We start from the raw sequence: 22,630 nt of genomic DNA on the forward strand, positions 1-22,630 counted from the left end.
CTGGAAGGAAAACAATATGAGTTCAGTAAAGAATATTAATGTAATTATTCGTAATTCAGCCGAAAAAACGGTAATTACCGGCGAAGGAAATTTATCCGTTGCCGTTTCAGCACCCAGCGTAATCGAAATCAACGGATCAGCCCAGGATGTCGCACGCTACGTCCGCCAGGGTAAAGACCTGCTGATCTACATGAAGGATGGCAGCGTCATCCGTTGTAATAATTACTTCGTTGAAGATGCTGAGGGGAAAACCCACTCTGAGCTGGTTTTCAATGATCAGCAAGAACTGACGCATATCACGTTTGCCGACACCGGTGAAAGCGCCGGACTGGCTGCTACAGAGTTAACCGCACAGGCCACGCCCATTAGCAGCATTGAGCCATTGCTTGAGCAGGGCAGCCTGCTGAGTGATGCGCCATGGGGATGGATTGCCGGTGCAGCCCTCGGCGGCGGAGCCATTGGCGCGCTGCTGGCGAATGGCGGCAGTGGCGACACCAGAACCGAAGTTATCGACAATACTCAGGAAGTCGAAAGCGCGACGCCGACCTTTTTGGTGAGCGATAAGCAGGGCGATAAGCAAGGCTTACTGAGCGCGGGGGATGTGACTGATGACAGCACCCCGACTTTCAACGGTACCGGCCAGCCCGGCGCAACGATTCAGATTAAAGACAGCAGCGGTAACACCATTGCCAGCACTATGGTAGGCAGCAACGGCAGCTGGACAGTCAAACTGCCGGTGCAAACCGACGGTGAACATAGCTGGTCGGTAGTGCAGATCGATGGCAGCAAAACCACTTCTGCGGGCAATATCACGTTAACCGTCTCAACTGCTGAGGCGACGGTGACGCCTGGTACGATTGCCGGTGATAACGTGATCAATGCCAGCGAGCAATCGGCTGGCTTCACCCTTTCTGGCGCCAGTACCAACCTGGCACAGGGCACCGCACTTAGCGTAACGCTGAACGGTAAAACCTACTCTGCGGAAGTGGGGGCTAACGGTGCGTGGAGCGTGAATGTACCGGTGGCCGATGCAGCTGCGCTGACTGATGGCACCTGGACGGTAGCGGTAAGCGGTAAAGATGCTGCGGGCAATAACGTCACCGCTAATCAGACGCTGAATGTCGATACCCGTGCGCCAACGCTCTCAGTAGACACTGTTGCGCAGGATAATATTATCAATGCGGCTGAGCAGGGTCAGCCGGTGGTCCTCAGCGGAAAAACCAATGCTGAAGCCGGCCAGACGGTAACCGTAACGTTGAACGGTCAGACCCACACGGCGACCGTAGGCAGTGATGGCACCTGGTCACTCACCCTCAGTGCCAGCGAGGTAAAAAACCTGGCTGAAGGCGATCACACCCTGACAGCCAGCGTCAGCGATAAAGCCGGCAACACCAGTTCCAGCACGGCCAATTTCGCGGTGGATACCGCAGCACCTGTCGTCACTGTGAATACCGTGGCGGGCGATGATGTGCTTAATACCAGCGAGCAGGGTCAGGCACAGATCATTTCCGGCCAGGCTGCTGGCGCGGCGGCGGGTGATGTCGTTACGGTTACGCTTAATGGACAAACCTACACTGGCGTTGTGCAGGCTAATGGCAGCTGGAGCGTAGGCGTGCCGGCTTCTGCCATCAGCGCGTTAGGTGAAGGCAATCACACCCTGTCGGTATCGGTTACCGATGCAGCCGGCAACACCGGTAATGCTACTCACAACGTCACCTTGAGTGGTGCACCTCCTGAATTCGCCCTGGATACGATAAGCCAGGATAACGTACTCAATGCTCAGGAAGCGTTGCAACCTCTGACGCTGAGCGGCACCAGTAATCTGGCTGACGGCAGTAATGTCACTGTCACCCTGAATAATGTGACTTATCAGACCACGGTAGAAGGTGGCGTCTGGTCTTTACAGGTTCCGGTTACCGACGTGCTGAACCTTGCGAACACCATATACAAGGTCACCGTCAGCGGTACAGACAGCGTGGGTAATTCAGGTTCCGCAGAGGGAAATCTGCTGGTGGATACCGCGTTACCACAGGTATTCATTAACACATTTGCCGGCGATAACCTGGTGAACAACGCCGAAGTCGCGGTTGACCAGACGTTAAGTGGCCGTGTAACAGGCGCCAGCGCCGGCGATATCGTCTCGATTATTGTCGGGGGCAAAAACTACAGCGCAGAGGTTGGCAGTGATCTGACCTGGAGCGTGACGATTCCGGCGAGTGACCTACAGTCATTCGGTGATGGTAACCTGACCTTCAGCGCTTCGGTAACCAATACTAATGGCAATACCGGAAGCGGTGAGCGCGACATCAACATCAACGCGGAGCTGCCAGGGCTGCGTGTAAACACCATTTCTGGTGATGACGTCATTAACGCCATTGAGCAGCGCCAGGACCTCACCGTTACCGGCTCCAGCAGCCATCTGGCAGCGGGCTCGCAGGTTACTGTATCGATTAACGGTATTGACTACCAAACGGTAGTGACCAGCAATGGCAGCTGGCAGATTGGGGTGCCTGCGGCAGACTTGCAAAACTGGCCGGAAGGTCAAATTGATGTGACCGCCAGCGCAGAAGATAACTGGGGCAATACGGTGAGCGTTGAGCATCCTGTTGTGCTTGATCTTAACGCTGTCGCCGTCACTCTCGATACCGTATCCAGCGACGACATGCTTAATGCTGCAGAAAAAGGCAGCGATCTGACGCTCTCTGGACAGACACAAGGTGTTGAAGCCGGACAGACGGTGGTGGTGAAATTTGCCGGTCAGACCTTTACGGCTCAGGTAGAAGAAGATGGCTCGTGGAGCCTTACGCTGCCGGCCAGTGCAATGGAAAATCTGACCGATGGACGCGCACAGATTGATGTCAGTGTGACCAATGTTAACGGTAATAGCGCTGATACTTCACGCGTAGTGACGGTGGATACTCAGGCACCGACCCTGACGATTGATAGTATCGCCTCAGACAACGTCATCAATGCTGCAGAAGCGCAACAGGATCTGGTCCTTAGCGGAACATCTAATGCCGAGGCCGGTCAGCCTGTAACCGTTATGCTTAACGGTAAACAGTATGAAACCACCGTGCAGAATGACGGCACCTGGCAGCTGAGTGTTCCCGCTGCGGATGTCGCTGAGCTGAATGACGGTATCGTTACTGTTACTGCCAGCGTTAGCGATGTCGCCGGCAATAACAGCAGTGCCGATCGTGCCGGGCTGGTTGATGCAACCATTCCTCAGGTCACAATCAATGATTTTGTCACCAGCACCAATACTATTAACCAGGCTGCACACGGCCAGGCGCAGGTACTGACCGGCTCCGTGACCGGCGCAGCAGCGGGCGATATTGTCACCGTTACCCTCAATAATCAGCAATACACCACTGTGGTTGATGCCAACGGTAACTGGAGTCTGGGGCTTCCTGCATCGGTTATTCAGGGGCTGGCAGACGGCAGCTTGAGCATTAGCGTTTCTGTTACTGATCAGGCTGGTAACACCGGAAGCAATGTGCTGGATGTGACAGTCAATACGGCAACGCCGGAAATTAGCATCAATACGCTGGCTGTCGACGATGTGATCAACGCCGTCGAAAAAGTGTCTGGCCTGCAGCTTTCCGGCAGCAGCAACCAGCCGGAGGGTACCCAGGTAACGGTGACCCTGAACGGCATTAATTACACCACCACCACCGCGGCGGACGGCAGCTGGAGCCTGATCGTACCTCCAGCTGCGGTAGGCGCGCTGGGCGAGGCCAACTACACCGTCAGCGCCGCCGTCACCGACGCGATTGGCAATAGCGCTTCAGATACGCACGACGTGCGCGTCGACAGCGCGCTGCCGGTGGTCACCATCAACACGCTGGCGGGCGACAACGTGGTTAACGCCGCGGAAGTGGCGTCCGGCCAGACCCTGAGCGGGCGGGTAACCAACGCGGCCGCGGGCGACACGGTGACCGTGACCGTCGGCGGCCGGGAGTACACCACCACCGTCAACGACGACCTGAGCTGGAGCCTTGAGCTGGGCAGCGACGTGCTGACGGCGCTGGGCAACGGCGCGCTGACCGCGGGCGTCAGCGTGACCAACGGCGTGGGCAACAGCGGCTCGGCGTCGCTTGATTTTGTGATTGACGCCAACCTGCCGGGGCTGCGCGTCGACACGGTGGCGGGCGACGACGTGATCAACGTCATCGAGCACGGCCAGAACCTGATCGTCACCGGCAGCAGCACCGGGCTGGCGGCGGGCAGCAACCTGACCGTGACCATCAACGGGGCGGAGTACCCGGCGACGGTGCTGGCGGACGGCAGCTGGAGCGCGGCGGTGCCGGCGGCGGACGTCGGCGGCTGGGCCGCGGGCAGCGTCACCGTGACGGTGGCGGGCGAGAGCAGCGCCGGCAACCCGGTGAGCATCAGCCACGGCGTGACCGTGGACCTGGCGGCGGTGGCGATCACCGTCGGCAGCGTGACGGCGGACAACGTGCTGAACGCGGCGGAGAAGGGCCAGGACCTGGTGCTGTCGGGCGCGACGGCGAACGTGGAGGCCGGTCAGCCGGTGACCGTGACGTTCGGCGGCAGGACGTACCGCACCGAGGTTGACGCCGACGGCAACTGGAGCCTGACGGTGCCGGCCGCGGACCTGGCGGGGCTGAAGGACGGCGACGCGGCGGTGCAGGCGAGCGTCAGCAGCGTCAGCGGCAACGCCGCGGCGGCGCAGCAGGGCTACAGCGTGGACGCCACGGCGCCGTCGCTGACCATCGGCGTTATCAGTGAAAACAACATTCTGAACGCGGCGGAGGCGGGGCGCGACCTGACCCTGAGCGGGACCAGCACGGCGGAGGCGGGGCAGACCGTCACCGTGACCTTTAACGGGCGGGAGTACAGCACCGGGGTGCAGGCGGACGGCAGCTGGACGCTGGACGTGCCGGCGGCGGACCTGGCGGGCATCGCCGACGGTGTTGCCGGCGTGACGGCGAGCGTGGCGGACAAGGCGGGCAACCCGGCAGGCGCGGGCAGCAGCGTGCTGGTGGACACCACCGTGCCGGAGCTGCGCATCAACACCGTGGCGGGCGACGACGTGATCAACGCGGCGGAGCACGGGCAGGCGCTGATCGTCTCCGGCTCGGTGAGCGGGGCGGCGGCGGGTGACGTGGTGACGGTGACGGTCGGCGAGAAGTCGTACACCACGGTGCTGGACGCGGCGGGCAACTGGAGCGTGGGCGTGCCGGCGGCGGACGTGGGCGCACTGAATGCCGGTAATTACACCATCACGGCGGCGCTGACGGATAAGGCGGGCAACAGCGGCAGCACCACGCACGACGTGGCGATCAACCTGAGCGCGCCGGAGCTGGCTGTCGACACCATTTCTGGCGACGACGTGATCAACGCTACCGAGAAAGGGGCCGACCTGCAGCTTTCCGGCAGCAGCAACCAGCCGGAGGGCACCCAGGTCACGGTGACCCTGAACGGCATTAACTACAACACCACCACCGGCGCGGACGGCAGCTGGAGCGTGACCGTGCCGGCATCGGCGGTGGGCGCGCTGGGCGAGGCCAACTACACCGTCAGCGCCGCCGTCACCGACGCCATCGGCAACAGCGCCAGCGCCACGCACGACGTGCGCGTCGACAGCGCGCTGCCGGCCGTCACCATCAACACGCTGGCGGGCGACAACGTGGTTAACGCCGCGGAAGTGGCGTCCGGCCAGACCCTGAGCGGGCGGGTAACCAACGCCGCCGCGGGCGACAACGTGACCGTGACCGTCGGCGGCCGGGAGTACACCACCACCGTCAACGACGACCTGAGCTGGTCGGTTGAGCTGCCGGCCGGGGTGCTGACGGCGCTGGGCAACGGCGCGCTGACCGCGGGCGTCAGCGTGACCAACGGCGTGGGCAACAGCGGCTCGGCGTCGCTTGATTTTGTGATTGACGCCAACCTGCCGGGGCTGCGCGTCGACACGGTGGCGGGCGACGACGTGATCAACGTCATCGAGCACGGCCAGAACCTGATCGTCACCGGCAGCAGCAGCGGGCTGGCGGCGGGCAGCAACCTGACCGTGACCATCAACGGGGCGGAGTACCCGGCGACGGTGCTGGCGGACGGCAGCTGGAGCGCGGCGGTGCCGGCGGCGGACGTCGGCGGCTGGGCGGCGGGCAGCGTCACCGTGACGGTGGCGGGCGAAAGCGCCGCCGGCAACCCGGTGAGCATCAGCCACGGCGTGACCGTGGACCTGGCGGCGGTGGCGATCACCGTCGGCAGCGTGACGGCGGACAACGTGCTGAACGCGGCGGAGAAGGGCCAGGACCTGGTGCTGTCGGGCGCGACGGCGAACGTGGAGGCCGGTCAGCCGGTGACCGTGACGTTCGGCGGCAGGACGTACCGCACCGAGGTGGACGCCGACGGCAACTGGAGCCTGACGGTGCCGGCCGCGGACCTTGCGGGGCTGAAGGACGGCGACGCGGTGGTGCAGGCGAGCGTCAGCAGCGTCAGCGGCAACGCCGCGGCGGCGCAGCAGGGCTACAGCGTGGACGCCACGGCGCCGTCGCTGACCATCGGCGTTATCAGTGAAAACAACGTGCTGAACGCGGCGGAGGCGGGGCGCGACCTGACCCTGAGCGGCACCAGCACGGCGGAGGCGGGGCAGACCGTCACCGTGACCTTTAACGGGCGTGAGTACAGCACCGGGGTGCAGGCGGACGGCAGCTGGACGCTGGACGTGCCGGCGGCGGACCTGGCGGGCATCGCCGACGGTGTTGCCGGCGTGACGGCGAGCGTGGCGGACAAGGCGGGCAACCCGGCAGGCGCGGGCAGCAGCGTGCTGGTGGATACCACCGTGCCGGAGCTGCGCATCAACACCGTGGCGGGCGACGACGTGATCAACGCGGCGGAGCACGGGCAGGCGCTGATCGTCTCCGGCTCGGTGAGCGGGGCGGCGGCGGGTGACGTGGTGACGGTGACGGTCGGCGAGAAGTCGTACACCACCACGCTGGACGCGGCGGGCAACTGGAGCGTGGGCGTGCCGGCGGCGGACGTGGGCGCACTGAATGCCGGTAATTACACCATCACGGCGGCGCTGACGGATAAGGCAGGCAACAGCGGCAGCACCACGCACGGCGTGGCGGTCAACCTGAGCGCGCCGGAGCTGGCTGTCGACACCATTTCTGGCGACGACGTGATCAACGCCACCGAGAAAGGGGCCGACCTGCAGCTTTCCGGCAGCAGCAACCAGCCGGAGGGCACCCAGGTCACGGTGACCCTGAACGGCATTAACTACAACACCACCACCGGCGCGGACGGCAGCTGGAGCGTGACCGTGCCGGCATCGGCAGTGGGCGCGCTGGGCGAGGCCAACTACACCGTCAGCGCCGCCGTCACCGACGCCATCGGCAACAGCGCCAGCGCCACGCACGACGTGCGCGTCGACAGCGCGCTGCCGGTGGTCACCATCAACACGCTGGCGGGCGACAACGTGGTTAACGCCGCGGAAGTGGCGTCCGGCCAGACCCTGAGCGGGCGGGTAACCAACGCGGCCGCGGGCGACAACGTGACCGTGACCGTCGGCGGCCGGGAGTACACCACCACCGTCAACGACGACCTGAGCTGGTCGGTTGAGCTGCCGGCCGGGGTGCTGACGGCGCTGGGCAACGGCGCGCTGACCGCGGGCGTCAGCGTGACCAACGGCGTGGGCAACAGCGGCTCGGCGTCGCTTGATTTTGTGATTGACGCCAACCTGCCGGGGCTGCGCGTCGACACGGTGGCGGGCGACGACGTGATCAACGTCATCGAGCACGGCCAGAACCTGATCGTCACCGGCAGCAGCACCGGGCTGGCGGCGGGCAGCAACCTGACCGTGACCATCAACGGGGCGGAGTACCCGGCGACGGTGCTGGCGGACGGCAGCTGGAGCGCGGCGGTGCCGGCGGCGGACGTCGGCGGCTGGGCCGCGGGCAGCGTCACCGTGACGGTGGCGGGCGAAAGCAGCGCCGGCAACCCGGTGAGCATCAGCCACGGCGTGACCGTGGACCTGGCGGCGGTGGCGATCACCGTCGGCAGCGTGACGGCGGACAACGTGCTGAACGCGGCGGAGAAGGGCCAGGACCTGGTGCTGTCGGGCGCGACGGCGAACGTGGAGGCCGGTCAGCCGGTGACCGTGACGTTCGGCGGCAGGACGTACCGCACCGAGGTTGACGCCGACGGCAACTGGAGCCTGACGGTGCCGGCCGCGGACCTGGCGGGGCTGAAGGACGGCGACGCGGTGGTGCAGGCGAGCGTCAGCAGCGTCAGCGGCAACGCCGCGGCGGCGCAGCAGGGCTACAGCGTGGACGCCACGGCGCCGTCGCTGACCATCGGCGTTATCAGTGAAAACAACATTCTGAACGCGGCGGAGGCGGGGCGCGACCTGACCCTGAGCGGCACCAGCACGGCGGAGGCGGGGCAGACCGTCACCGTGACCTTTAACGGGCGGGAGTACAGCACTGAGGTGCTGGCGGACGGCAGCTGGACGCTGGACGTGCCGGCGGCGGACCTGGCGGGCATCGCCGACGGTGTTGCCGGCGTGACGGCGAGCGTGGCGGACAAGGCGGGCAACCCGGCAGGCGCGGGCAGCAGCGTGCTGGTGGACACCACCGTGCCGGAGCTGCGCATCAACACCGTGGCGGGCGACGACGTGATCAACGCGGCGGAGCACGGGCAGGCGCTGATCGTCTCCGGCTCGGTGAGCGGGGCGGCGGCGGGTGACGTGGTGACGGTGACGGTCGGCGAGAAGTCGTACACCACGGTGCTGGACGCGGCGGGCAACTGGAGCGTGGGCGTGCCGGCGGCGGACGTGGGCGCACTGAATGCAGGCGCTTACACCATCACGGCGGCGCTGACGGACAAGGCGGGCAACAGCGGCAGCACCACGCACGACGTGGCGGTCAACCTGAGCACGCCAGTGCTGACTATCGATACTATTTCCGGCGACGATCTGATCAATAACGCTGAAAAAACCCAGGATCTGGTCATCAGTGGTAGCGCCACCGGGCTGGTTAGCGGGACTGTCGTTACAGTGGTACTGAATGGCAAAGCTTACAGCGCTGAGGTGGATGCCGAAGGTAACTGGAGCACCACTGTTCCTGCAGATCAGGTTAGCTCGCTGGGCGAAGCGTTGTATGACGTCAGCGCATCGGCCACCAATAGTGTAGGTAACAGTGCCAGTACGACGCACACCATCAATGTCGAATCCGTCCTGCCGGGCGTGATCATCAATGCCGTGGCCGGTGACGACGTGATTAACGCCGCCGAGCTGGCGGCGGGCCAGACCCTGAGCGGTCGGGTAACCAACGCGGCGGAGGGCGACACGGTGACCGTGACCGTCGGCGGCCGCGAGTACACCACCACCGTCAACGCCGACCTGAGCTGGAGCCTTGAGCTGGGCAGCGACGTGCTGACGGCGCTGGGCAACGGCGGGCTGACGATCGGCGCCAGCGTGACCAACGGCGTGGGCAACAGCGGCAGCGGCACGCGCGACGTCACCGTCGACGCCAACCTGCCGGGGCTGCGCATCGACACGGTGGCGGGCGACGACGTGATCAACGTCATCGAGCACGGCCAGAACCTGATCGTCACCGGCAGCAGCAGCGGGCTGGCGGCGGGCAGCAACCTGACCGTGACCATCAACGGGGCGGAGTACCCGGCGACGGTGCTGGCGGACGGCAGCTGGAGCGCGGCGGTGCCGGCGGCGGACGTTGGCGGCTGGCCGGCGGGCAGCCTGACCGTGACGGCGGCGGGCGAAAGCGCCGCCGGCAACCCGGTGAGCATCAGCCACGGCGTGACCGTGGATCTGGCGGCGGTGGCGATCACCGTCGGCAGCGTGACGGCGGACAACGTGCTGAACGCGGCGGAGAAGGGCCAGGACCTGGTGCTGTCGGGCGCGACGGCGAACGTGGAGGCCGGTCAGCCGGTAACCGTGACGTTCGGCGGCAGGACGTACCGCACCGAGGTTGACGCCGACGGCAACTGGAGCCTGACGGTGCCGGCCGCGGACCTGGCGGGGCTGAAGGACGGCGACGCGGTGGTGCAGGCGGGCGTCAGCAGCGTCAGCGGCAACGCGGCGACGGCGGGGCGCGAGTACAGCGTGGACGCCACGGCGCCGTCGCTGACCATCGGCACCGTCAGCGGCGACAACGTGCTGAACGCGGCGGAGGCGGGGCGTGACCTGACCCTGAGCGGCACCAGCACGGCGGAGGCGGGGCAGACCGTCACCGTGACCTTTAACGGGCGGGAGTACAGCACCGGGGTGCTGGCAAACGGCAGCTGGACGCTGGACGTGCCGGCGGCGGACCTGGCGGGCATCGCCGACGGTGTTGCCGGCGTGACGGCGAGCGTGGCGGACAAGGCGGGGAACCCGGCGTCGGCCAGCCACAACCTGACCGTCGACGTGACCGTGCCGGTGGTGACCATCAACACCGTGGCGGGCGACGACGTGATCAACCTGGCGGAGCACGGCCAGGCGCAGGTTATCAGCGGCTCGGCGAGCGGCGCGGCGGCGGGTGACCGGGTGACGGTCACCGTCGGCGGGCAGTCTTACACCACGGTGCTCGACGCGGCGGGCAACTGGAGCGTCGGGCTGCCTGCGGCGGCGGTCTCCGCCCTGCAGGACGGCACGGAGACCATCGCCGTGTCGGTGACCGACGCGGCCGGCAACACCGGCGGCGGCACGCGCGACGTGTCGGTCGACACCGGGCTGCCGTCGCTGGGCTTCGACGCCATCAGCGGCGACAACGTGCTGAACGCGGCTGAAAAGGGTCAGGACCTGACCGTCAGCGGCACCAGCAGCGGGCTGGCGGAAAATACCGCGGTGACGGTGACGCTGAACGGCAAAACCTACGACGCGACCACCGCGGCGGACGGCAGCTGGAGCCTGACGGTGCCGGCGGCGGACCTGGCGGCGCTGGGCGAGGCGAACTACACCCTGAGCGCCACCGCCAGCAGCGGCGTGGGCAACAGCGTCAGCGCGGGCGCGGGGCTGCAGGTGAATACCGCCCTGCCGGGCGTGTTCATCAACGCGGTGGCCGGTGACGACGTGATTAACGCCGCCGAGCTGGCGGCGGGCCAGACCCTGAGCGGGCGGGTAACCAACGCGGCGGAGGGCGACACGGTGACCGTGACCGTCGGCGGCCGCGAGTACACCACCACCGTCAACGCCGACCTGAGCTGGAGCCTTGAGCTGGGCAGCGACGTGCTGACGGCGCTGGGCAACGGCGGGCTGACGATCGGCGCCAGCGTGACCAACGGCGTGGGCAACAGCGGCAGCGGCACGCGCGACGTCACCGTCGACGCCAACCTGCCGGGGCTGCGCATCGACACGGTGGCGGGCGACGACGTGATCAACGTCATCGAGCACGGCCAGAACCTGATCGTCACCGGCAGCAGCAGCGGGCTGGCGGCGGGCAGCAACCTGACCGTGACCATCAACGGGGCGGAGTACCCGGCGACGGTGCTGGCGGACGGCAGCTGGAGCGCGGCGGTGCCGGCGGCGGACGTTGGCGGCTGGCCGGCGGGCAGCCTGACCGTGACGGCGGCGGGCGAAAGCGCCGCCGGCAACCCGGTGAGCATCAGCCACGGCGTGACCGTGGACCTGGCGGCGGTGGCGATCACCGTCGGCAGCGTGACGGCGGACAACGTGCTTAACGCGGCGGAGAAGGGCCAGGACCTGGTGCTGTCGGGCGCGACGGCGAACGTGGAGGCCGGTCAGCCGGTAACCGTGACGTTCGGCGGCAGGACGTACCGCACCGAGGTTGACGCCGACGGCAACTGGAGCCTGACGGTGCCGGCCGCGGACCTTGCGGGGCTGAAGGACGGCGACGCGGTGGTGCAGGCGGGCGTCAGCAGCGTCAGCGGCAACGCGGCGACGGCGGGGCGCGAGTACAGCGTGGACGCCACGGCGCCGTCGCTGACCATCGGCGTTATCAGTGAAAACAACGTGCTGAACGCGGCGGAGGCGGGGCGTGACCTGACCCTGAGCGGCACCAGCACGGCGGAGGCGGGGCAGACCGTCACCGTGACCTTTAACGGCCGTGAGTACAGCACTGAGGTGCTGGCAAACGGCAGCTGGACGCTGGACGTGCCGGCGGCGGACCTGGCGGGCATCGCCGACGGTGTTGCCGGCGTGACGGCGAGCGTGGCGGACAAGGCGGGGAACCCGGCGTCGGCCAGCCACAACCTGACCGTCGACGTGACCGTGCCGGTGGTGACCATCAACACCGTGGCGGGCGACGACGTGATCAACCTGGCGGAGCACGGCCAGGCGCAGGTTATCAGCGGCTCGGCGAGCGGCGCGGCGGCGGGTGACCGGGTGACGGTCACCGTCGGCGGGCAGTCGTACACCACGGTGCTCGACGCGGCGGGCAACTGGAGCGTCGGGCTGCCTGCGGCGGCGGTCTCCGCCCTGCAGGACGGCACGGAGACCATCGCCGTGTCGGTGACCGACGCGGCCGGCAACACCGGCGGCGGCACGCGCGACGTGTCGGTCGACACCGGGCTGCCGTCGCTGGGCTTCGACGCCATCAGCGGCGACAACGTGCTGAACGCGGCTGAAAAGGGTCAGGACCTGACCGTCAGCGGCACCAGCAGCGGGCTGGCGGAAAATACCGCGGTGACGGTGACGCTGAACGGCAAAACCTACGACGCGACCACCGCGGCGGACGGCAGCTGGAGCCTGACGGTGCCGGCGGCGGACCTGGCGGCGCTGGGCGAGGCGAACTACACCCTGAGCGCCACCGCCAGCAGCGGCGTGGGCAACAGCGTCAGCGCGGGCGCGGGGCTGCAGGTGAATACCGCCCTGCCGGGCGTGTTCATCAACGCGGTGGCCGGTGACGACGTGATTAACGCCGCCGAGCTGGCGGCGGGCCAGACCCTGAGCGGGCGGGTAACCAACGCGGCGGAGGGCGACACGGTGACCGTGACCGTCGGCGGCCGCGAGTACACCACCACCGTCAACGCCGACCTGAGCTGGAGCCTTGAGCTGGGCAGCGACGTGCTGACGGCGCTGGGCAACGGCGGGCTGACGATCGGCGCCAGCGTGACCAACGGCGTGGGCAACAGCGGCAGCGGCACGCGCGACGTCACCGTCGACGCCAACCTGCCGGGGCTGCGCATCGACACGGTGGCGGGCGACGACGTGATCAACGTCATCGAGCACGGCCAGAACCTGATCGTCACCGGCAGCAGCAGCGGGCTGGCGGCGGGCAGCAACCTGACCGTGACCATCAACGGGGCGGAGTACCCGGCGACGGTGCTGGCGGACGGCAGCTGGAGCGCGGCGGTGCCGGCGGCGGACGTTGGCGGCTGGCCGGCGGGCAGCCTGACCGTGACGGCGGCGGGCGAAAGCGCCGCCGGCAACCCGGTGAGCATCAGCCACGGCGTGACCGTGGACCTGGCGGCGGTGGCGATCACCGTCGGCAGCGTGACGGCGGACAACGTGCTTAACGCGGCGGAGAAGGGCCAGGACCTGGTGCTGTCGGGCGCGACGGCGAACGTGGAGGCCGGTCAGCCGGTAACCGTGACGTTCGGCGGCAGGACGTACCGCACCGAGGTTGACGCCGACGGCAACTGGAGCCTGACGGTGCCGGCCGCGGACCTTGCGGGGCTGAAGGACGGCGACGCGGTGGTGCAGGCGGGCGTCAGCAGCGTCAGCGGCAACGCGGCGACGGCGGGGCGCGAGTACAGCGTGGACGCCACGGCGCCGTCGCTGACCATCGGCGTTATCAGTGAAAACAACGTGCTGAACGCGGCGGAGGCGGGGCGTGACCTGACCCTGAGCGGCACCAGCACGGCGGAGGCGGGGCAGACCGTCACCGTGACCTTTAACGGCCGTGAGTACAGCACTGAGGTGCTGGCAAACGGCAGCTGGACGCTGGACGTGCCGGCGGCGGACCTGGCGGGCATCGCCGACGGTGTTGCCGGCGTGACGGCGAGCGTGGCGGACAAGGCGGGGAACCCGGCGTCGGCCAGCCACAACCTGACCGTCGACGTGACCGTGCCGGTGGTGACCATCAACACCGTGGCGGGCGACGACGTGATCAACCTGGCGGAGCACGGCCAGGCGCAGGTTATCAGCGGCTCGGCGAGCGGCGCGGCGGCGGGTGACCGGGTGACGGTCACCGTCGGCGGGCAGTCGTACACCACGGTGCTCGACGCGGCGGGCAACTGGAGCGTCGGGCTGCCTGCGGCGGCGGTCTCCGCCCTGCAGGACGGCACGGAGACCATCGCCGTGTCGGTGACCGACGCGGCCGGCAACACCGGCGGCGGCACGCGCGACGTGTCGGTCGACACCGGGCTGCCGTCGCTGGGCTTCGACGCCATCAGCGGCGACAACGTGCTGAACGCGGCTGAAAAGGGTCAGGACCTGACCGTCAGCGGCACCAGCAGCGGGCTGGCGGAAAACACCGCGGTGACGGTGACGCTGAACGGCAAAACCTACGACGCGACCACCGCGGCGGACGGCAGCTGGAGCCTGACGGTGCCGGCGGCGGACCTGGCGGCGCTGGGCGAGGCGAACTACACCCTGAGCGCCACCGCCAGCAGCGGCGTGGGCAACAGCGTCAGCGCGGGCGCGGGGCTGCAGGTGAATACCGCCCTGCCGGGCGTGTTCATCAACGCGGTGGCCGGTGACGACGTGATTAACGCCGCCGAGCTGGCGGCGGGCCAGACCCTGAGCGGTCGGGTAACCAACGCGGCGGAGGGCGACACGGTGACCGTGACCGTCGGCGGCCGCGAGTACACCACCACCGTCAACGCCGACCTGAGCTGGAGCCTTGAGCTGGGCAGCGACGTGCTGACGGCGCTGGGCAACGGCGGGCTGACGATCGGCGCCAGCGTCACCAACGGCGTGGGCAACAGCGGCAGCGGCACGCGCGACGTCACCGTCGACGCCAACCTGCCGGGGCTGCGCATCGACACGGTGGCGGGCGACGACGTGATCAACGTCATCGAGCACGGCCAGAACCTGATCGTCACCGGCAGCAGCAGCGGGCTGGCGGCGGGCAGCAGCCTGACCGTGACCATCAACGGGGCGGAGTACCCGGCGACGGTGCTGGCGGACGGCAGCTGGAGCGCGGCGGTGCCGGCGGCGGACGTCGGCGGCTGGCCGGCGGGCAGCCTGACCGTGACGGCGGCGGGCGAAAGCAGCGCTGGCAACCCGGTGAGCATCAGCCACGGCGTGACCGTGGACCTGGCGGCGGTGGCGATCACCGTCGGCAGCGTGACGGCGGACAACGTGCTGAACGCGGCGGAGAAGGGCCAGGACCTGGTGCTGTCGGGCGCGACGGCGAACGTGGAGGCCGGTCAGCCGGTAACCGTGACGTTCGGCGGCAGGACGTACCGCACCGAGGTGGACGCCGACGGCAACTGGAGCCTGACGGTGCCGGCCGCGGACCTTGCGGGGCTGAAGGACGGCGACGCGGTGGTGCAGGCGGGCGTCAGCAGCGTCAGCGGCAACGCGGCGACGGCGGGGCGCGAGTACAGCGTGGACGCCACGGCGCCGTCGCTGACCATCGGCGTTATCAGTGAAAACAACGTGCTGAACGCGGCGGAGGCGGGGCGTGACCTGACCCTGAGCGGCACCAGCACGGCGGAGGCGGGGCAGACCGTCACCGTGACCTTTAACGGGCGTGAGTACAGCACCGGGGTGCAGGCGGACGGCAGCTGGACGCTGGACGTGCCGGCGGCGGACCTGGCGGGCATCGCCAACGGCAGCGCCAGCGTGACGGCCTCCGTAGCGGACAAGGCGGGCAACCCGGCGAGTACCGGCAGCACCCTGTTTGTAGACACTACCGTCCCGGTGCTGACCATCAACACTGTGGCGGGCGACGACGTGATCAACGCGGCGGAGCACGGCCAGGCGCAGATCATCAGCGGCTCAGTAACGGGCGCGCAGACCGGTGACGTGGTGACGGTCACCCTCGGTGACAAGTCGTACACCACCACGCTGGACGCGTCAGGTAATTGGAGCGTGGGCGTGTCGGCGGCGGACGTGAGCGCACTGAATGCAGGCGCTTACACCATCACGGCGGCGCTGACGGACAAGGCAGGCAATAGCAACAGTGCACAACACACGGTGAATGTAACGCTGTCTTCACCTGAGCTGACGATTAACGCCATCGCTATCGATGATGTGATCAACGCGGCGGAAAAAGGTGCTGACCTGGTGCTGTCTGGTACCACCACGAACGTTGAGGCGGGGCAGCAAGTGACGCTGACCTTCGGCGGAAAAACTTACAGCGCTGAGGTAGGTACTAATGGCAGCTGGAGTTACACCGTGCCGGCCGCCGACCTGGCGGGCCTGAAGAACGGCGACGCGGTAGTGCAGGCCAGCGTCAGCAACGTTAGCGGCAATGGCGTCACGGCAGAGCGCGGATATACCGTGGATGCCAGCACGCCTACGCTGACCATCGATACCATCAGCGGCGACAACATGCTGAATGCTGCCGAAGCGGGTCAGGATCTGACGCTGTCCGGCACCAGTAGCGCTGAAGCGGGACAAATTGTCACCGTGACCTTTAACGGCAAGGATTACAGCACCGAGGTGCTGGCAAACGGCAGCTGGACGCTGGACGTGCCGGCGGCGGACATGGCAGAGATTGCTGATGGCACCGCTATCGTGACGGCTTCCGTGGCAAATCAGTCTGGCAACCCGGCATCGGCGAGCCATAACCTGACGGTGGATGTGACCGTGCCGGTGGTGACCATTAATACCGTGGCGGGCGACGATGTGATCAACGCGGTGGAGCATGGCCAGGCGCAGATTATCAGCGGATCGGCGAGCGGCGCAGCAGCGGGAGATGTGGTGACGGTCACCATCGGTGACAACTCCTGGACGACAACTCTGAATGCGGCGGGTAACTGGAGCGTCGGGATTCCGGCAGCGGCTATCTCTGCCCTGCAGGACGGCACCGTGACGATCGGCGTATCGGTAACCGACGCGGCGGGCAACACCGGCGGCGACACGCACAACGTGACCGTGGAAACCGGTGTGCCATCGTTGGGCTTCGATGCCATCAGCGGTGATAACGTGTTGAACGCTGTGGAAAAAGGTCAGGATCTGACCGTCAGCGGCACCAGCAGCGGTCTGGCGGAAAATACCACCGTGACTGTGACGCTGAACGGTAAAAACTATGAGGCGAGCACCACCGCGAACGGCAGCTGGACCCTGACGGTTCCGGCCACTGACGTCGCGAATCTGGTGGATGGCGGCAGCTATTCACTGAGCGCCTCGGCGCAAAGTAGCGCAGGCAACAGCGCTGCCGCGACGGATAGCATCAGTGTCGACACCACTGCGCCAGTGATCAGCATCGCTACTCTGGCCGGGGATAATGTACTTAATGCTGCTGAGCAACAGCAGCCACTGACCATTAACGGCTCCACCAGTGCGGAAGCGGGACAAACCGTCAGGGTAACGCTGGGCGAGAAAACCTATGAAACCACCGTGTCGAGCGATGGCACCTGGACGCTCAATGTTCCGGCCAGCGACCTCGCTGAGCTCGATGAGGGCGCGCTGACGGTAACAGCATCGGTTAATGATAAAGCGGGCAACAACGGTCAGGCGACGCATCCACTGACGGTCGATACCGTGGCACCTACTGTCACCATCAATACCGTGGCAGGCGATGATATCGTCAATAACAGCGAGCAACTGGCGGGACAAACCGTCAGCGGCACCAGCACGGCTGAACAAGGCCAGACGGTAATCGTGACGTTTGGCGATCGCAACTGGCAGACGACAGTGGATGCCGACGGAAACTGGTCGGTGTTTATTCCGGGACGAGATTTCCTCGGCCTGAGCGATGGTGGCTATGAAATTACGGCCTCCGTTAGCGATAAAGCGGGTAACCCGGGCAGCACCAGTCGTGATGTCACGCTGAGTGGTGAGGTGCCGACAATTACCGTCGATACCTTTGCCGGTGATGACATTGTCAGCGCCGCCGAGCACGGTACGCCGCTGGTAATTAGCGGAACGACTACGGCACCGGTTGGCGAAAGGGTAACCATTACGCTGAACGACAAAACCTATACCACAACCGTGCAGGAAGGAGGCCGCTGGAGCTATACCGTAGGCAGTGCAGATGTGACGGCTCTCGCCGATGGCGGAGCCTATGTGATTAACGCCCAGGTCAGCAATGCCATTGGCAATAGCGCCAGCGACGATCGCACCGTAACCGTTGAACTGGCCGCGCCATCGATGGGTATCAGCATTGATTCGCTGCAAAACGACACCGGGCTGAGCGCCACCGACTTCATCACCAATGATAGTCAGGTGGTCGTGCAGGGATCGCTGACGGCGCAACTTGGTAATAATGAGAAGGCGCAAATCAGCCTTGACGGCGGCGTAAGCTGGATCGATCTGACCGTTACCGCAACCAACTGGAGCTATAGCGACAGTCGGACCCTGACCGATGGCTCGTACACCTATCAGGTGCGGGTAGTCGATAACGCCGGGAATGTCGGCGCGACGGACAGCCAGATCGTGGTCGTAGATTTGACTGCGCCAGTAGCACCTACCATTACAGTGGATGCTATCACTCAGGATACTGGCCTGTCAGACAGCGACTTTATCACCAGTGATAATCAGATAACCCTGAGCGGAACGCTGGGTGCAGGACTGGGTAATGGTGACCATGCGCAGATCAGTATCGACGGCGGTGTAACCTGGACGGATGTTAACGTCAGTGGTCTGAAGTGGACTTATGTAGATGGTCGGACGTTGCAGGATGGTGATTATAACTACCAGCTTCGTATTATCGATGATGCGGGTAATATCAGCGCCACCACCAACCAGGTGGTGACGATTGATACCACCGGCCCGGCTGCCAGTAAAACCGTCAGCATCGACAGCATCAGCGACGATACCGGACTGAGCAACAGTGACTTTATCACCAATGATACCTCGCTGACGCTGCACGGCTCACTGGGCGCAACGCTGGCCGCTGACGAATTTGTCCAGATCAGCCTGGATGGGGGTAACAGCTGGCAGAACGTCACGGTGATCGGTACTAACTGGAACTTCACCGATGGTCGTACGCTGGAAAACCAGACCTACAATTATTGGGTTCGGGTGGTCGACACCGCAGGTAACGTCGGTGCGACGGCACAGCAACAGGTGACGGTCGATACCATTGCGCCTGATGCGGCTATCACCGTATCGGTGGACAACATCACGGTTGACACCGGCTTTGATAATAACGATTTCCTGACCAGCGCAACCTCGTACACGCTGCACGGCACGCTTGGCGCAGGTCTCGGTGCGAACGAGTTTGTTCAGGTTAGTATGGATGGCGGCACGACATGGGTGTATGCGACGGTAGATGGCACCAGCTGGAGCTACACCGATGCACGCACGCTGATTGACGGTGCGTATAACTATCAGGTACGCGTGGTGGATGTGGCGGGTAACGTTGGCGCAACTACTTCGCAGAGAGTGACGGTTGATACCGAGGCACCGCAGTATGGCATCACAGTTGATGCTATCAGTGAAGATACCGGACAGTCTGACAGTGACTTTATCACTAACGACACCTCGTTAACCGTTAGCGGTTCGATTGGCAGTACGCTGGCCAGCGATGAACGTGTGCAGATTAGCCTCGACGGCGGCACCACCTGGGTTGATGCTACGGTAACCAATCGAAGCTGGAGCTATACCGATACCCGTGAACTGACTGACGGCGACTACACCTATCAGGTGCGGATTATTGATCAGGCAGGAAACGTCGGATCAACCGCCCAGCAGGTAGTGACGGTAGATACCACGCCGCCATCGACCCAGGGGACGGTGGTCAGCTACACCGATGAAACCGGAGAGCGTCAGGGTGATTTCGGTGCTTCTGTCGCTACCGATGACACCTCGCCGGTCATTAACGGCTCGCTGAATCAGGCGCTGGCAGACGGTGAAATCGCCGAGCTGTACCGTGATGGTGTGCTGTTGGGTCAGGTAACGATGAATGGTGCCACCAGCTGGTACTTCCAGGACAGTTCTTTGCGGGACGGTAATCACACCTACGTGATGCGCATTACCGATACGGCAGGGAACTATACCGATTCGGACGACTTTGTGCTGAAGGTGGATACCAGCGTGCCCACCACTACCGCTGTGATAACTGCACAGACTACCACCGATACCACGCCGATTATCAGCGGCACCGTATCGGCGGCGCTGGCTAATGGCGAGTATCTGGTGGTTACCGTTGACGGTAAAACCTACACCTCAGAAACCGGTGGTGCCGTGGTTGTCGATCCGAATCACAGCACCTGGTATTTGCAGATTCCGGACAGCGCTGTACTGGGCATTAACAGCTACGATGTGACGGCGCAGGTGAAAAGCAGTGCGGGCAACGGTAATACCACCGGTATTGCCAACGGTAGCCTGACGATAGGCACTGAATCAATAGATACTGCCTGGGCTAGCGCCAGTGGCACTGTCAATAATTCGACGATGACCCTTGGCTTAAACGGTAGCGGCCTGTGGAATATTATTGCCAACGGGCAGTCATACTCCAGCAGCGGCATATCGAGCTATAGCGATACGGTGCTGACAAACACCCGAGCCATAAATGTGGTGAGCCAGACATCGGTTGACTTTGATCGTAACGGTACCGCGGATGTTTTTGCCACCGAGGTCTCTTATGCTGGAGCCACCCAGGTGATGTGGACCTACAACGGCTCCAGCTATACCGCCAGCCAGCTGGCGATGGGGACCACCATCTGGTACGGCGGTGTTATGGCCTACGATAAGACCGGTGACGGCTATGTCGATCTTGCCTACGGCGATGCGGGTTTTGACTCCAAAACCTATATGGTCAACAACAACGGCGTAATGACGCCCGATGGCACCAATGGGAATGGAGGGTTTGCTGGCCAATTCGTCACCGGGCGCGAGATTTCCGGCGTTGATATTAATAACGACGGTACGGTGGATATTGTTCAGCACACAAACATCAGCGGCACATACTCGATGACCGTTATTAACAACAACGGTAATGGTACGCTGTCTATTGGGCAGAACCTTACTAACGTGTTTGTGAATATCGCCACCGATACCACAACAGCAGCGTCGATGACCTGGGCAGATTTTAATGGCGACGGCTATATGGATCTCTACATCGGCAGCAGCTTTGGCAATACCGGCGGCGTGATCTATTACAACAATGGTAGCGGTCAGCTCTCGGCAGCCAAAAGCGCGGTAGAAGCCTCGAACGCCACGGCAGGTTACTTGTCGGTAGCGGTGGACTGGAACGGCGATGGCCAGATGGATGTGATTAAGCTCAGCACCTATAGCGCATCACAGACTGCCACTTTGTTTACTAATAACAATCATGGCAGTTCCTGGACGACCACTCAGTTGGCGTCCAGCCTGGTGAACGTGACCGGTATTGCTGCGCTGGATTACAACTGGGACGGCACGCAAGACCTGCTGATTTCCCAGCGTAATGGTCAGGTCGTTTACGTGCAGAACAACCAGGCAATTGCTGACGGCACCGCAATGCATCTGCGTATCGTCGACAGCGAGGGGATCAACGTTTACTACGGTAACACCGTTAATCTGTATAACGCTGCTGGCGCACTGGTGGCCTCGCAGATTATCAATGCCCAGTCGGGGATTGGGGTAAACGACAGCTCGGCGCTGGTGAGTTTCTATGGCCTGAACCCGAATGAAACCTACAGTGCTGAAATTGTGAAGATCACTAACGGGGTCTCTGACAATGTCACCTGGGATGGACTGGAAGCGGGCAACGGTAAGGAAAGCTATGTTCTGACGGCGGAAGCGGCCAACGGAGGCAATAGCGGTACTATCACCGGTACTGGCTATAACGACACGTTTATTGCTGAAGAGGGAACCTATACCTATAACGGTTCCGGCGGCTGGAACACGACATCCGATCATGATACCTGGAGCAGCACCGGTGGTATGGACGTGGTGGATTATCGTAACGCAACGTCTGGTGTAACGGTTGACCTGAGCATTTCCACCGCGCAGGACACCGGTTTTAACACTTCACGACTGGTGAATATTGAAGGTATTACCGGCTCCGATTTCGATGACGTTATCACCGGCAACAGCGGCGATAACCTGTTCGAAGGACGCGGCGGCAATGACACCTTTAATATCGGTAGCGGCGGTCACGATACGCTGTTGTACAAGCTGATCAACGCAGCAGATGCTACCGGCGGTAACGGCAGCGATGTGGTGAACGGCTTCACCGTCGGAACCTGGGAAGGAACGGCGGACACTGACCGGATTGATCTGCGTGAACTGCTTACCGGCAGCGGTTATACCGGTAGCGGATCGGCGAGTTATGTAAACGGCGTGGCGGCTCTCGATGCCGGAGCGGGCAACCTCACCGATTACATTCGCGTAGTACAGAACGGCAGTAACACCGAGATCCAGATCGATCGTGATGGCAGCGGAGGCCAATTCGATCCGACCACGGTGGTAACGCTGAATGGCGTACAAACCGATCTTGCCACCTTGCTGGCAAACCATCAGTTGTTAGTTGTGTAGTTAAACGGGCCGCGGAGAGTGAATCTCCGCGGCATTTTGCTGTTCTTTACAACACTATCAGTAACCATAATAAAAACATGGTATTTTCGATCCAGTTGGCAATTATTCGATTTCTAACCA

At 64.1% G+C, this 22,630-nt stretch carries 1 protein-coding gene; it reads left to right on the top strand.

The features are described from left to right. The first annotated feature begins 16 nt into the window (after nucleotides 1–16). Complete coding sequence (locus ACP3TC_RS04355; RefSeq protein WP_426817584.1) at nucleotides 17–22,510, top strand: Ig-like domain-containing protein; 22,494 nt, start codon at nucleotides 17–19, stop codon at nucleotides 22,508–22,510. Nucleotides 22,511–22,630 lie beyond the last annotated feature (120 nt).

It is taken from the genome of Winslowiella sp. 2C04, from assembly GCF_050037805.1.
In the GTDB taxonomy this organism is placed as follows: domain Bacteria; phylum Pseudomonadota; class Gammaproteobacteria; order Enterobacterales; family Enterobacteriaceae; genus Erwinia; species Erwinia toletana_A.